This window comes from Psychrobacter sp. JB193, assembly GCF_002285555.1.
Lineage (GTDB): Bacteria > Pseudomonadota > Gammaproteobacteria > Pseudomonadales > Moraxellaceae > Psychrobacter > Psychrobacter alimentarius.
In genome coordinates this window covers 493,375-508,086 of record NZ_NRGY01000002.1, presented here as the reverse complement: position 1 = coordinate 508,086, position 14,712 = coordinate 493,375, and the positions used below count along the sequence as shown (strand labels likewise).

General features: G+C 44.3%; 11 protein-coding genes. 5 read left to right on the top strand and 6 right to left on the bottom strand.

Annotated elements, in window-relative coordinates; translation table 11 throughout:
- Positions 1 to 149 precede the first annotated feature (149 nt).
- Entirely contained in the window at positions 150 to 2,303 is a 2,154-nt protein-coding gene (locus tag CIK80_RS09925; protein WP_095569862.1) for a DUF4105 domain-containing protein, read from the bottom strand.
- Positions 2,304 to 2,531: 228 nt separating this feature from the next.
- On the opposite strand from CIK80_RS09925, the gene ampD reads away from it, so the two are divergent.
- From ampD to CIK80_RS09910, 3 genes are all read left to right on the top strand, one after another.
- Positions 2,532 to 3,122 carry a 1,6-anhydro-N-acetylmuramyl-L-alanine amidase AmpD gene (gene ampD, locus CIK80_RS09920; protein WP_095569861.1) on the top strand — a complete coding sequence of 197 codons (591 nt, stop codon included), beginning with the start codon at positions 2,532 to 2,534 and terminating at the stop codon, positions 3,120 to 3,122.
- A gap of 136 nt (positions 3,123 to 3,258) precedes the next feature.
- Entirely contained in the window at positions 3,259 to 4,809 is a 1,551-nt protein-coding gene (gene murJ, locus CIK80_RS09915; protein ID WP_062845362.1) for a murein biosynthesis integral membrane protein MurJ, read from the top strand.
- 132 nt (positions 4,810 to 4,941) lie between these two features.
- Entirely contained in the window at positions 4,942 to 5,556 is a 615-nt protein-coding gene (locus tag CIK80_RS09910; RefSeq protein WP_095569860.1) for a hypothetical protein, read from the top strand.
- Here CIK80_RS09910 and CIK80_RS09905 read toward each other — a convergent pair.
- Complete coding sequence (locus tag CIK80_RS09905; RefSeq protein ID WP_095569859.1) at positions 5,553 to 6,275, bottom strand: GNAT family N-acetyltransferase; 723 nt, start codon at positions 6,273 to 6,275, stop codon at positions 5,553 to 5,555. The two genes, CIK80_RS09910 and CIK80_RS09905, sit on opposite strands and share 4 nt — an antisense overlap.
- Before the next feature lie 264 nt (positions 6,276 to 6,539).
- Here CIK80_RS09905 and ribF point away from each other — a divergent pair, with 264 nt between their 5' ends.
- Complete coding sequence (gene ribF / locus CIK80_RS09900) at positions 6,540 to 7,574, top strand: riboflavin biosynthesis protein RibF (protein WP_095569858.1); 1,035 nt, start codon at positions 6,540 to 6,542, stop codon at positions 7,572 to 7,574.
- Positions 7,575 to 7,691: 117 nt separating this feature from the next.
- On the opposite strand, the gene CIK80_RS09895 is transcribed toward ribF, so the two are convergent.
- The 4 genes from CIK80_RS09895 to CIK80_RS09880 form a co-directional block, all read right to left on the bottom strand.
- On the bottom strand, positions 7,692 to 7,931 hold the full coding sequence (locus tag CIK80_RS09895) for a DUF2789 domain-containing protein (RefSeq protein ID WP_095569857.1): 240 nt from the start codon (positions 7,929 to 7,931) through the stop codon (positions 7,692 to 7,694).
- Positions 7,932 to 8,162: 231 nt separating this feature from the next.
- Positions 8,163 to 9,152, bottom strand: coding sequence for a malate dehydrogenase (locus CIK80_RS09890; RefSeq protein ID WP_179288363.1), 990 nt, complete (start codon positions 9,150 to 9,152; stop codon positions 8,163 to 8,165).
- A gap of 366 nt (positions 9,153 to 9,518) precedes the next feature.
- Positions 9,519 to 10,223 carry a hypothetical protein gene (locus CIK80_RS09885; RefSeq protein WP_257011736.1) on the bottom strand — a complete coding sequence of 235 codons (705 nt, stop codon included), beginning with the start codon at positions 10,221 to 10,223 and terminating at the stop codon, positions 9,519 to 9,521.
- 488 nt (positions 10,224 to 10,711) lie between these two features.
- Entirely contained in the window at positions 10,712 to 12,865 is a 2,154-nt protein-coding gene (locus CIK80_RS09880) for a lytic transglycosylase domain-containing protein (RefSeq protein ID WP_095569856.1), read from the bottom strand.
- A gap of 344 nt (positions 12,866 to 13,209) precedes the next feature.
- On the opposite strand from CIK80_RS09880, the gene miaB reads away from it, so the two are divergent.
- On the top strand, positions 13,210 to 14,703 hold the full coding sequence (miaB, locus tag CIK80_RS09875) for a tRNA (N6-isopentenyl adenosine(37)-C2)-methylthiotransferase MiaB (RefSeq protein ID WP_095569855.1): 1,494 nt from the start codon (positions 13,210 to 13,212) through the stop codon (positions 14,701 to 14,703).
- The last annotated feature ends 9 nt before the right edge of the window (positions 14,704 to 14,712 follow it).

Genomic DNA, 14,712 nt, shown 5'->3' with positions numbered 1-14,712 from the left:
TCAAATCAACATAGAAGAGTATCAGCGAGACTGAGATAAATTTTTTGCAGCCCCTGTCTGCGCAGGCACAGCAAGGAAGGTTTGTACCAGTCTCGCGTCATAATATCGTGTATCAACTTCATTTATTATCGACTATAAAAGCCAAACGTCTAAAAGTATCGTCTATACGAGAGTTGTACATCGTCATGATCAGCGACGCGATCTTGCCAGTCATAGCTGGCATTGATACGCAGTGCTTGTTTTTTATCGATATCGTACTGCAACCCTAACGTCGATATCGGCTGCCAGTAATGCCCTCGAACGTCGGATTCGTTACTGTTGCCATGATACCAATATGGCAGTTGCAATTCAGCCTGCGCACGTAACTGATTGTTAATCTGGTAGCGGCATCCAGCATTGATACCTGTACCGACGCGAAAGCCTTTATTGAGACCTCGCCCTGTTTGTGCGGTTCCTGACAAAAAGGTATAGCATAGCTGTGGCGGCATCTCACCTGTATTTGCTTTTGGTGTGCCAAACGCCCAAGACCAACCTGACTCATAACCCACACTACCCACCAAATGATCTGTCCCATTTTTTTGTGAGCCATCGTTGACACGTGTCGCCTCTATTGTTGCGCCCCATGTCTTGCCTTTTTTGGCAGAATTGATTGGATTAAAAGAGCGGCCGCGAATCAAGGTTACATTTTGCAAGACCACGCTTTTTGGCTGAGAGTCACGATGACTTGAGGAGTAGTCGTCTTTATCATATAAGCGTAAGGTGGCAGCAGCACCTTCTAAGTCAAAAAACTGCGGAAATCCTGATGGACGATCGAGGGTATCATGGTAGCCTGCCCGCACACCAATATCGATATAGTTATTATCGCCGCGTTGACCCATACCTACATAACCAAGTTGCAACGGGTGTCTGTCTATTGGGTTGTTATCCGATACCGCAATGGAACGCGGTAGCAATGTCTGTTTATTATCTGACATACTTGACACTGGGTTGAGCTGCGCCGATTTAATCTCATTGATCATTTGTTTTGCACTATTGTGATAGCCCAGTTGGTCACGCTGCTGCTTCACCTCATTGAGCTGGGCTTGACGTAACGTGCTATCGGCAGGGGTATAATTGGTGCTGCCAAGTAGACTTTCCTTATTTAATAATTGCACCACATCTGATGGCACGACTACATAAGGCAGTTGACTCAATAAATGTTGCTGCGGTCGCACCACGTCGATGAGACGTAGAATCTCAGACGCACAATTATCGGTAGCGAAGTAATACGGCAATTCCAAGTCTTTGGTTTCCCAAACATGCCTGATGATTTGCTGCACCTCGCTTGGTGTCAGATTCAATTGATAAGTCCAAGCATCACGCTCATCATCTTGTATATATTTGGCAAATCTTTCAGGATAAGGATCTATTTCGATGATACTGTCATAGCCACCAATCATAGATTTGACTGCATACACAGGAAAACTGTCTGCTGGATTGCCACCCACCGTATAATTGAGCGCATAAGCATGATGGATTTGACTTGGATCAGCCACACTTGCTTTTGAGTCAATACGCAATAAAGTATGAGCAAAAGCCGAGGTGGGATTGTCCAAATACTCTTGCGCAAACATAATCGACAGCTGTTCGGGAGCAAGCTTCTGTGTCCATTCGTCCAGCTCTGGACATTCAGCTGATAGGCTCGCATCATCAATGGTTAATACATTTTTTAACCAAGCGACTCGTGCTGGAAAACGACATGAAATGGAGCGGTTTGCTTGGGTGTTAGCTCGTTTGTCATTAGTAGTAGAAGACTGTGTCAATTCTTGTGCAAGCGCGACCAGCATGGCATCCAATTCTGCGCCTGAATCCTGTTGACCACGCTCACTTAAAAAGAAGCTTGGGTCATCAATCAAGCTCTCTGTTTTCTTTTTAGTAAGAGCGCGATTTTGACCATCATAAAAATACAATAAACGTCGCCATGTTGTATGCTGTGCCAGATTTTCTGTTTTCACCTGTGTGCGCCAGTCAGTTAGCAATGATTCCGCTGCGCTAGTGAGTGACTTTTGAGCGTCTGTTTGAACGTTACTAGACGACGGGACAACAGCCTTAGCAATGACTACATTCTTTTGTGGCGCGGTTACCGACTCAAGAGTGGATTCATCTGCGAGCTCCCCTGTGGTCATTATTGATAGCGGAGTCGGTAAAAAAGCTTGTGATTGAGCAGAAAGTAAAACCCCTGCGATAGCAACTGGCAAACGTGCTCGCTGACCAATTTTGGTTAAGGTACAATTTACCGACGAAAAGATAGGTTTTATAGACATGGGGTAAAACCTCGCACGTTATGATTCACACGCTGCTTGCGCAATTAGGAGTTTGGGTAATCGTATTTTCTAAATGGCTGGATTGAATAAATCACTAATATAACTATTTTGAAAACCGCTTCAACCTTGACCATTTTAACCGATAGATCATGCGGATTTTTTTATACAAGTCCATCAAATAAAAGCATCAACACGGTACTTGTTTACTACTTATTAAAAGAGAACGTTATGTCCTTAGCATCACCAATGACGATTAGCGCTGGTAGATTATCAGCGGCCACTTGGCTTGCCTCACCGAACCAGAATAACAGACCGACAGAAACGAGCATTGACACCATTGTTATTCATAATATCAGCTTACCACCCAATGAGTTTGGCGCATGCAATGCCAATGACATGCACTATGTTAAAGCGTTATTTACCAATCAATTGGATTGGAATGCTCACCCTTATTTTCAAACCATTCGAGGCGCAGAAGTATCGGCTCATCTATTTATTGAGCGTGATGGGGCAATCACTCAGTTTGTAAGCTTTGAAGAACGCGCGTGGCATGCAGGTAGATCAAGCTATCTTGGTCGACCTGACTGTAATAATTATAGCATCGGTATTGAACTTGAAGGGTCAGATTTTGTGTCCTTTACCAATACGCAATACGAGACGCTTGCCCACGTTATTTTGGCTATATATCAGGCATACCCTAAAACACGGCGACATCTGACGGGTCATAGCGATATCGCATCAGGGCGCAAAACAGATCCTGGTGATTATTTTGAGTGGCCAAGGTTGCGTGATTTGATAGCCAAAAACTCGAACGAATAAACCCCAAACTGGGCGCTAATCATTTCCACATCCAATCCATTTATCTCCATGATGAAAGTGCTATAATTCGTCAGTTTTTCGGTCGCAGTCACGCAGCAAACAACCATTGACAAACAAATTAGCAAAATAGGTTCTCATGGCAAAAAGTCGGTTATTTCGTTCAACCATGGTGGTCAGCAGTATGACCATGTTGTCTCGTATTTTAGGTCTGGTACGCGATGTCGTATTGCTAGGTGTCTTTGGCGCGGGTGGTCTGATGGATGCCTTTTTGGTTGCCTTCAAGATACCCAATTTTTTGCGACGTCTGTTTGCAGAAGGCGCCTTTAGCCAAGCTTTCGTCCCTGTCTTGTCAGAATATAAAGAAAAATACAACTTACAGCAGGTACAGATCTTAGTCAGTCGGACGTCAGGTGCGCTGCTACTGATTCTCTCTATGCTGACCGTGGTGGTCATTCTGATCGCGCCTTGGGTGGTGACTTTGTTTGCCCCAGGCTTTGCCGACCAACCTGATAAATTCGCCATTACCGCTGAATTGCTACGCTTGACCTTTCCTTACTTGCTATTTATTTCTATGACCGCGTTTGCAAGTGGTATCTTGCAAAGCTATGGACGGTTTGCCGCTCCAGCGTTTGCGCCTGTGCTATTGAACTTATGTATGATTGGTGGCGCGCTAATTTTTGCCCCCATGTTTGATACTCCCATTATGGCGCTTGGCTATGCCGTTGCCATCGCAGGTTTGCTCCAGCTATTAATCCAACTACCGCAGTTATGGCAACAAAAGCTACTGGTTGCGCCAAAGGTTGATTTTCAGCATGAAGGCGTTCGCCGTATCCTAAAGCTCATGCTGCCTGCTATTTTTGGTGTCTCTGTCACTCAAATCAATTTAATGCTAAATACGATTTTTGCGTCATTGATGATTGGCGGTTCGGTTTCTTGGCTCTATGCGGCCGAGCGTATGAGTGAGTTACCATTAGGTCTGATTGGTGTGGCAATTGGTACCGTTATTTTGCCAAGTCTGTCCAAAAGTGAGGCTCAAAAAGACGATGTCAGCTTTAAGAAAACCATTGATTGGGCAGCGCGCTTAATCATATTGGTGGGCGTGCCTGCTTCGGCTGCGCTATTTATCCTGTCAGATGTGCTGATGCAAGCGCTATTCTTACGGGGTGAATTTACTTTACGTGATGCACAAATGAGTTCATTGGCATTACGCAGTATGGCAGGTGGCATCCTAGGGTTTATGCTGATAAAAATCTTTGCGCCCGCCTTTTTTGCGCGTCAAGATACCAGAACGCCTGTAAAAATCGGCATCATATCTGTCTTTGCCAACATGATCTTTAGTGTCATCTTTATCGGTATATTTTACTTCTTAGAGATACCTTTACATGGCGGTTTGGCATTAGCAACCACAGGGGCATCATTTGTCAACGCAGGCTTGCTGTATTACTTCTTGCATAAGCGCGAAATTTTTCGCTTCGGTCCTCATTGGAAAAAACTGTTTACCCAGTTTGCCATCTCAACGAGTGCCATGGTCGCTGTACTTTATGTCATGCTACCCTTCTTCCCAACTGACGATGCCCAATGGCGACGTATAGCGGCACTACTTATAATGTGTGCGGTGGGCGCACTGGTGTACGGAGTAGTACTGTTGTCGACGGGTTTCCGTCCGCGCCATCTCAAACACGGATAACAGCAAGTAAGCTGATTAAGAGACTGATTGGCTTACGAAACCAAAACAAGCTTAGTATGAGAATTGACACCTTATCAGGCAAATAATTGTCATAATCGAGTATTGATGCATAACTGAAAATTGAGGTTCGATATGACAATGAAACTGTTTAGCTTACAGCGACTGCCAATCTTATGTGCGACTGGCATTCTGAGCACTGGACTACTTTTAAGTGGTTGTAGCAATAACGATAACGCAGAGACAGACAGCGCAAACGCAGTCAGTACTACCGAGGATGCCTCATCTGCTAGTACCTCAGAAGCAAGCTCTACTCAGACGGATGGGGTCGATACTGATGCGACAGCCAATGAAACAGTCGCAGATAACGCGACAGAGCAAACTATGACTGATGACACCCAGCCGTTGACCGCTACCAATAAGCAGAAAAGCTTGGTCACCAATCCGACTCAAGCGGGTACGCCAGAGGATACAGTCAAGCAAGCACTAGACAGCCTGTATCAAGGTGACATCAAAAAATCTGCAGGATATTACAAAGTAGATATGGCAAACTTTGAGGAAGAGCTTGCCAAGACTCAATCGGCTTTTGAGCAAACAGTCGAGGGGGTCACCATCACTGATACTACTTATAATGAAGATAAAACTCGTGCCACCATCGTAGGCGAGTTGATGTTAAGGGGACAAAGTGAACCTGCCCCCTTAACTTACGAGTTACAGAAAATTGATGGTCAGTGGAAGATTTTAGGCTAAAGGGTTTCGCCGTTTGTGTCTGACATTGCCTTAGCTACTGTTACCGTATCTAAAATTGTAGTAGTTGAAATTATAGCGTCTGGCACTGCCGTATCTAGCATTATAGTGTTTGCGGTTTCCGTACTTGACGCTACAGCTTTGCCAAGCATAACCACATCAGCGATGAAGCCTTGCATGTCGCAAACCTTGGGCATGTATCCCCATTGCTCAAAACCAAGCTTTCGAAACAGTCCTAAGCTTGGTTGATTATGAGCAAATATCAAGGCAATAACATTATGAATACCAAGGCTTGGCGCTTGTGTAAGCATCCAACTTGTCAACGCACTACCCAGCCCTTGACCATGATTTGCTTTATTTAAGTAAATACTGATTTCGGTGCTGATATGATAAGCCGTACGAGCATAAAGATCGCTAAAACTTCCCCAAGCAACGATGGGCGATAACGCTTTAAAGCCTGTATTATCACTGTTGTTTGTCTCAGCTCTAACGATGTAAATAGGACGCGTTGCACTGTTTAAATGCTCTTCAAACCAATCCATACGCTCTTCACACGTCACTGGTGCAAGATTGGCGGTGGCCTGTTTGCCAGCAATACTTTGGTTATAGATAGCTAAGATTTCTGGTAAATCGTCTTTACTTGCGCGTTGGACGATAAAGGGGTCATCAGGCTTATTTATCGATAGTTTAGAAGGTTTAACGTTCAAAGCAATATTGGACATAACATCTCCATAATGAATGGCATTATTTATCATTACTTACTAAATACGGCTAATTTATCCTCACAGTCATCACAAGAGCCGCTCATTATTTTGAGACAATGGGATTGATCCCCTTATACTTATCTGGTGAATAGACTATAGGATGTTAGTATAGTCATTTTACTTTATAATGGCTGGCTTTAGACACATCAATACTTAGTCTGATTGTATTACTTGGTCTGATTGTGTTTTTTATCCGGTCTTATCTATCATAGCTGAAAATTTATGAACACCTATTTTCTTGAGCAACTGATTGCGTCGCCAAGTGTTTTGCCTGCAAATACTAGCCCAGTAGACCTTGCGCCCTGCGTACTTACTATCGGCAATTTCGATGGTGTTCATCTTGGTCACCAAGCGATGCTAACTCAAGTTCGTGACATTGCCGATGCGCAAAATCTTGGCGCAGCAGTCATGATATTTGAGCCACAACCGCGCGAATTTTTTGCCCCGCATACAGCACCTGCCCGCCTTACTAGCCTTGCAGAAAAGCAATCATTACTAGCAGAGTATGGGGTGGAAACCTTAATCGTAGCTGGCTTTGATACTGACTTTCGCTCGCTATCAGCGCAGGCGTTTGCCGATATTTTAGCACTGCGTTTAAACGTTAAAGCGCTGGTATTGGGCGATGACTTTCGATTCGGTCATGATCGAACCGGCGACAGTCAGTTTTTGCGCGAATATGGCTTGCATGTGACTAACTTGCATACGATTACGGATATCGATGGCAAAGCGGCGCGCATTAGCTCCACCCGTATTCGTGATTTGTTATTAGCAGGTGACTTAAAAGCAGCCAACGCTTTATTGGGACGCGAGTATAGTATTACAGGAATGGTCGTTGATGGCGATAAAATAGGTCGTACCATGAACTTTCCCACGGCCAATATTGAGCTTGACCGTCTAAAACCTGCCTTGCATGGTATCTTTGCTGTCGATGTTGTCAGCCTTGATGACAAGGGACAAGTGATTCCTGATGGCTTAATCACAGCAGCGCATGTTGGTAAAACAGGCGTTGCCGGATTACGCCCAAACAGCTTATTTGGTACTGCTAATATTGGCACCAGACCTTCTGTCGACAAAGCGCTCAACTGGCGTCTTGAAGTACATTTCCCAGAGTTACAAGCAGATTTATATGGCTTGACCTTGCAGGTACGCTTCCTGCATTATTTACATGGCGAGCGCCACTATGATGGCCTCGATGCGCTCAAAGCAGGTATCCAGCAAGATGTGGTAGATTTGCTTGAGTGGCGCTCACAGCAATAACGCTGTTTAAATAACTCTTGAACCGACTTATAAATAAGCATCTATCTTATATCCATAAAAAAACCCACCGCTAAAATAGCGTGTGGGTTTTTTAATAACTGATTTATCGATTGGTTTTTAGGCGTCTGGATGTAGACGTACATTCAACTCATCGATGGTCTCTACCCATGCTGCATCTTTGTTCCACTCTTCCTTTAAGAAAGCGCGTTGATTGTCGTTCCAAATGGTGGACTCTATCAACTCTTCTTCTTTTGCTAATTGGTTTTTTTCAATAAAGCTATCAATAGCGGCGTCAGAGCTTTCCAATCCTAATTGTGCAAATAAATCGTTCATACTATATTCAGGTTCACCCAACATATTTTTCTCCTTAGATGGCACAGGGTTAACAGTGCTTATTATTAAAATTACCTCATTGATTGTAGCAAGCTTTGTCTTAAAAGCTGTTAATCAACGTTCATTTAAGGTTATCAATTGTGTTCAACTAAAAAAATCTTCATATGAAAACACAATCAATTACTGCGTATCGAACAGACGTAAAAAAGCCCTCATATTTCAGAGGGCTTTTTATACTTGTCGCGTTTTTTCTACTTATGGAAGTAGATGCGCTACTGCATCACGCTCTTCGCTAAGCTCTTGTTCAGTGGCTTTCATTTTCTCTTTTGAGAAGTCTGATGACACATCAACGCCGTCTACGATAGACCAATCACCATTGCTACAGGTGCAAGGGAATGAGTAAATGAGGCCTTCCGCAATACCATATTCGCCGTTTGAGTAAACACCCATAGACACCCAATCGTTTTCATCGGTACCTAGTGCCCACGTACGCATGTGTGCGATAGCAGCGTTGGCAGCAGAAGCGGCAGACGAAGCACCACGAGCTTTAATGATTGCTGCACCGCGCTGTTGTACGTCTGGGATATAAGTGTTTTCGTACCAGTCACGATCAACCAAATCTAGCGCTGGCTTACCGTTAACAGTACAAGCTGTTAGGTCTGGATACTGAGTAGAGGAATGGTTGCCCCAGATTGTCATATTTTTAACGTCGTTGACAGTGCTGTCAGTTTTTTCAGCCAACTGAGCCATCGCACGATTATGATCCAAACGCGTCATTGCCGTGAAGTTACGTGGATCAAGATCTGGTGCATTACGCTGAGCGATCAGTGCGTTAGTGTTGGCAGGGTTACCCACAACCAATACTTTTACGTCGCGGCTTGCAACGTCATTCAATGCTTTACCCTGTGCTGAGAAAATCGCAGCGTTGGCTTCTAGCAAATCTTTACGTTCCATACCTGGGCCACGAGGACGTGCGCCAACCAGTAATGCATAATCGATATCTTTGAATGCAACAGTCGCATCATCAGTTTGAACAACGCCTGCCAACAATGGGAAAGCACAATCTTCCAATTCCATAACCACACCCTTTAGGGCGTCAAGAGCTGGTGTGATTTCAAGCAATTGCAAAATAACTGGCTGATCTTTACCTAGCATCTCGCCAGATGCAATACGAAATAGCATCGCGTAGCTGATATTACCAGCGGCACCAGTGACGGCAACACGTAAAGGCTGTTTCATTGACATGGAATACTCCCTAATTATGATTATAGAATGTGCGATTATCATTTTAGATATCGACTTGTTTGCTGCATAGTGGCAGCCATAAACCGAGAGCTAGTGTAGCACTTCGTTCAGCAAATCGTCTAGAGACAATCAGACACCTACCACTGATTATATTGTTACATTTTATACGGAAAGAATATGATAGCAATCAAGGGGTTGGCATTAGACGCCTATAAAGAAGAATGAAAAAATCTACTTATAGAGGTAATGTTCCTTGATTTAAAATTTGAATATACGCTAAAAAACATTAGAAATACGATTAGAGAAGAAAGTCAAAAACATCGCAAGAAGCAGGATTAAAATTATGTTTAAAAGATGTGGATAAAACTATTTGCCACCTGAAATGACAAATTTGCTACCACAGTTATCCACCACATTTTGACACGTACCGAAGTCATTACCATCGTAGCAAACATGAATATCCGTTAAGGTTAACTGGCGTCGGCTACCTGCTTGACAAATCAGATCAATGCTAGCAGCAGACATACCGCTATTGAGACGAGTCATTTGACTGATAAAGCGTGATTTAGAGACGGTATAACTGTTACCCGTGTTCAACTCAGAAGGCAGTTTTAACGCACCTGCATAGTTGGTTATTTGGCGAAAATAACTGCTGGCACTAAGCGGACTACAAACACCATAACGTTGCCACGCTTGGCTGCGTACCGTGGTATCAGGCATCACACGGTTGACGACTTTTAGTTGTAATGGCGTCAGACGAGGCTCACTACCCCGTCCGCAACGCTCTCCATAACCCATATCTAGACCAGATACATTGAGTGAATAACCTTCAAGACACTGACGCATACGGGCACGCGTCGGCTGAATACTACAAAGCGCGGGCGTCATTTCAATCATCAACACACGCTGCCCTGTTTTTACCGCACTGGCCGCTTGTGCTGGCAGAAGCATTATACTTTGTAGTATCAAAAATGCGCCAATACTTACCGTCGTCTGAATATTGCTAGGCGCTTTCATCTTTATCACACGCTTATGATATTGACTGACGCGCTCAAGGGTAGAGTGCGCCATCAGTTGGCCTTGATTTTTTACCTTATTTACTGGCGAACGTACCTGCATCTGAGTAGATGGACGAAGACCGATTTTTGTTACTGTGCACAGATTAAAATATTTTTTGATCATAAGGGCTGAAGGCATCTAGCAATGATAAGACAAGGACTATCGCTTAGGTCGTAGCATCCACACTATCAATGCGTATAAACCAAGCTTATAGCTAACAAAAAATATGGCTACCCTTTTATGGGTATAGATTGATGCAATGGTAACAAAACGTTTTTTTTATTCTATAGCAGAAACGTAAACAGTCGCTAAAGACTGCAGAAGGCATAAGTTATTTAGCTTATTCTATCAAATCCAATCTGTTATTTATCAAAGCAAAACGCATGCATATTAGAGGTTAACTTTGCATATAAAAAAGCCATTAACAAGTACTCGCTAATGGCTTTTTTGATTGATACAAACCTACTTTAATAAAGCTATTTTAATAAGGTATGAGTGCCCTAATACGAAGCAGGCACTGTACCCATACGCTGGCTGATTGGTTGACCATTGCCTAAGAGACTGCTATAAATAGTCGCATTCTCCATCACATGTTTTACGTAATTACGGGTTTCAGGGAACGCAATCGTCTCAACGTATTGATCCGAAGCCAATGAGCCATACTCAGGCTGCCAGCGCTTGGCATTATTGGGTCCTGCATTATAGCCTGCCGTCGCCAATACGGGTTGACGGCTCAACTTGCCAAAGATATCGCCCATATACCAAGTACCATAACGGATGTTAGTATCACCACTATTGGCGCGACTGGCACTATAAGTCTCACCCAAGTTGCGGGCAATATATTTTGCTGTGTCAGGCATTACTTGCATCAGACCACTAGCACCAACGTTTGAGCGCGCTGAGGTCACAAAACGACTCTCTTGGCGCATAATGCCATAAGCCCATGCTGGGTCAATACCTGCAGATTGGCTATAACGCACGACTGCATCTTGATGCGGCATCGGGTGAGACAAGGCCAAACTATTAACGCTATCCGTGTTATCAATGGCATAGATTGCACGGTCAAGCCAGCCCATATCATAGGCTTGACGAGCAGCCGCAATCAATAAATTGTCATCGCGCTTGTCTCGTGCCTGCTTCACCGCCCAGTTCCATTCACGATTGGCATAGGCACGACTAACATCAGCATTGTACAAAGCAAAAGCACGGGCAAAGTGCGCATCTTGCATGACACGCGCACGGTCGGCAGGGCTAACGTTTGGTAAGTTATTACCGCCCAAACGATTGGCATCAAAACGTTGACCGATTTTATCTTTTGCCATCAGACCATAGTAATCATTGCCTTTTGCAATGTTCTGATACATCTTCTTGGCAGTATTGCGTTTGTTGGTGTTACTTGATTGCTCATAAGCACGGGCAAGCCAATACTGCCATTGACTTTGTTTTTGCGTCTCAGCATCCATTCTAGATATGGCTTCGACCACATCATCCCAGCGACTAAAACGAATCGCGGCTTGAGCGTAGTCTTCTGCTTCTTCAAAATTAAAGTCTTCGTCCAAGCTATTACGGAACCAATCAACTGCCTCAACATTAAAGCCATCATCGGTATTATAATTCATACGCTTGACACCAATGATGCGATAAGCATAACGGCGCGTGTCATCATTCAACAGTCTGGCTGAACGCTGATTGTCTTGCTTAACATCAAAATCCAATTGCATTGCTGCTTCGCGATAAGATTTATCAGCCAGACGCCCTAGCGCATAGAGATATAAATACTGGTTGGCTTGGCTAGCAGGTTCACGACTAAAACGGCTAAAATAAGACGACGGGTTCAGCTGAATCTCACTTAATGCTGAATAGGCAATCGGTGTACCAAGGCGCGATGACAATGCCATGATATCTCCTGTCTTACCTATACGCAGCATGCGTTTGAGACGAGCAGCTCTATCTTGATTGCTAATCAGTGCGTTATTATTCATCTCCATGGCCAACTGATCGCATAGGGCCGGCTGCTTTTTGGTGGTAAGCCACACTTCAGACTTTGCAGCCATAGCGCGCATGGTATCACCGCCATTATTAAAGCCAAGTCCTACTGCACAGCGCTCGCTCGCATCAGCATTGGTGATCAAATTAGCTACTTGACGCACCGAAGCATAATCATTGGATCCCGCTTTGGTCTCGGCAAAATCAGCTACCAGTTTTTCTGCCATCACTGTATCTGGATATTGACGCACGAACTGCGAAACAGCTGCTGAGCTTTGTGAATTGAGATCTTGATTCATGCGCCAGTACGTCGGATACATGGCAAACAATCCACCACTCATTTGTTGTTCATAATTATAAAGCGCGTTCACATCACCACGATCGGCTGCAATAGCAGCTGCCGTAAATGAGCTTGCACCATTGTCTTGTTGATACCCAGTATTTTGCTGATAGCTTTCTGATTGATAACTGGTTTCGGGCTGATAGGTTTCTTCATCGCCCCATGTCAGCTCTGCACAAGCCACTTGTGACAATCCGAGTGTGCTCATTGCCGTTGCCAAGCTCAGTGCGCTGAAACGCAGTGTACTTACGTTGAGACGCTTTGAACAATCCTTTTGATTGGTAATCTCTCTATCCTTAATGCCATAAGCAACGCGCAACTTCGTCATATTGTCTCTCTTTATTATATCTCTACAATGTGTAAACGGTGATTTGCCAGATACCGCTATGGTGATGATACTCATCATACTATACTCGTTGCACTTGCAACCATCACCTTTACCTTTTGTTAATAAATACGATAGCGCGGTGTAACATAGAAGTGATAGCAGAGACGATTTTTACCAAAAGTGATATGAAGCTCAGTAAACAATTGATACTGTTATAATTAATCCATCACATTGATGGCCAATTGTGTACGCTAATTTTTCACATTGGTAGAGGGTTGTGATAAAATACGCCACTTGTTAATCCGCTATCTCGCTATATTTTAGTTAATTATGGACTTTCCCTTATGAGTGTTACTGTATTTAATCCCCGCATTAATGACGCCGCTGTTGCTAACACAACTGCTGCTGCGCCAGCTGCCACTGCACTCAAAGAAGCAAGTTCAGCCCAATCGCCTGTCACGCAAACGACCACCAAAAAAGTCTTTGTAACCACCCAAGGTTGCCAGATGAACGTTTATGACTCTGGTAAAATGCTTGATGTGCTTGGTGACTCGCACGGCATGGAAGTGACACACAATATTGATGAAGCAGACGTTCTGCTGATGAACACTTGCTCTATTCGTGAAAAAGCACAAGAAAAAGTTTTTTCAGAACTGGGTCGCTGGCGCAAACTAAAAGAAAAACGTCCTGATCTCGTCATCGGTGTCGGTGGCTGTGTGGCATCGCAAGAAGGCGACAATATTCAAAAACGGGCGCCTTATGTCGATATGGTATTTGGCCCACAAACCTTACACCGCCTGCCAGAGCTATATGATCAATCAAATGAGCAGCGTAATATATCGCCAAAGAACCGTATCGGTACTATCGACGTATCTTTCCCAAGTATTGAAAAATTCGACTTCTTACCAGAACCAAGAGTAGAAGGCTATAAGGCCTTTGTTTCCATTATGGAAGGCTGCTCGAAATACTGCTCATTTTGCGTAGTGCCTTATACGCGCGGTGAAGAATTGTCGCGTCCGCTTGATGACGTATTGGCTGAGATTGACAGCCTTGCCGCTCAAGGTATCCGAGAGATCAACCTATTGGGACAAAACGTCAATGGCTATCGCGGCGAAAAAGACGATGGCAGCATTTGCCGTTTCGCTGAGCTACTGCATTATGTGTCGCATGTCGATGGTGTTGAACGTATTCGTTATACCACAAGCCACCCGCTTGAGTTCACCGATGACATCATTGACGCTTATGCGCAGTTGCCAGAGCTGGTATCACATTTGCATCTGCCGGTACAAAGCGGCTCAAACGCTATCTTGGCAGCGATGAAGCGTAACCACACCATCGATGTTTATATTGACCAGATCAACAAACTTAAGGCCATTCGCCCTGACATCCATTTGTCGAGCGACTTTATCATTGGTTTCCCTGGTGAGACTGAGAAAGACTTCCAAGACACGTTGAACTTGGCAAAAGAGTTGAACTTCGATCACTCTTATAGCTTTATTTATTCTAAACGTCCAGGCACGCCAGCGGCAGAGCTGCCGGATGATGTCAGTTTCACTACCAAAAAAGCGCGTTTGGCTGAATTTCAAAAGGTCATCGTTGATTCGACATTGGCTAAAACCCATGAGATGGTTGGTACTACCACGCGCGTCTTGGTCGAACAAATCGCCAATCGCCATCCTGATTGCTTAATTGGGACGGCAGATAACACGCGCACGGTTATGTTCCCATACGATGAGGAGCAAATGAATGAGCTACTCGGTAAGATCGTCAGCGTGCGTATTACTGATTTTGTCAGCCCGCATATGGTGAAGGGTGAGCTAATCGAGGTATTGGCGTAACCCTTACCC

What these genes read in the sequence shown, in the direction of transcription:
- CIK80_RS09925 (WP_095569862.1), bottom strand. Translation starts at nt 2,303, where the DNA reads ATGTCTATAAAACCTATCTTTTCGTCGGTAAATTGTACCTTAACCAAA.
- ampD (WP_095569861.1), top strand. Translation starts at nt 2,532, where the DNA reads ATGTCCTTAGCATCACCAATGACGATTAGCGCTGGTAGATTATCAGCG.
- murJ (WP_062845362.1), top strand. Translation starts at nt 3,259, where the DNA reads ATGGCAAAAAGTCGGTTATTTCGTTCAACCATGGTGGTCAGCAGTATG.
- CIK80_RS09910 (WP_095569860.1), top strand. Translation starts at nt 4,942, where the DNA reads ATGACAATGAAACTGTTTAGCTTACAGCGACTGCCAATCTTATGTGCG.
- CIK80_RS09905 (WP_095569859.1), bottom strand. Translation starts at nt 6,275, where the DNA reads ATGTCCAATATTGCTTTGAACGTTAAACCTTCTAAACTATCGATAAAT.
- ribF (WP_095569858.1), top strand. Translation starts at nt 6,540, where the DNA reads ATGAACACCTATTTTCTTGAGCAACTGATTGCGTCGCCAAGTGTTTTG.
- CIK80_RS09895 (WP_095569857.1), bottom strand. Translation starts at nt 7,931, where the DNA reads ATGTTGGGTGAACCTGAATATAGTATGAACGATTTATTTGCACAATTA.
- CIK80_RS09890 (WP_179288363.1), bottom strand. Translation starts at nt 9,152, where the DNA reads ATGTCAATGAAACAGCCTTTACGTGTTGCCGTCACTGGTGCCGCTGGT.
- CIK80_RS09885 (WP_257011736.1), bottom strand. Translation starts at nt 10,223, where the DNA reads ATGGCGCACTCTACCCTTGAGCGCGTCAGTCAATATCATAAGCGTGTG.
- CIK80_RS09880 (WP_095569856.1), bottom strand. Translation starts at nt 12,865, where the DNA reads ATGACGAAGTTGCGCGTTGCTTATGGCATTAAGGATAGAGAGATTACC.
- miaB (WP_095569855.1), top strand. Translation starts at nt 13,210, where the DNA reads ATGAGTGTTACTGTATTTAATCCCCGCATTAATGACGCCGCTGTTGCT.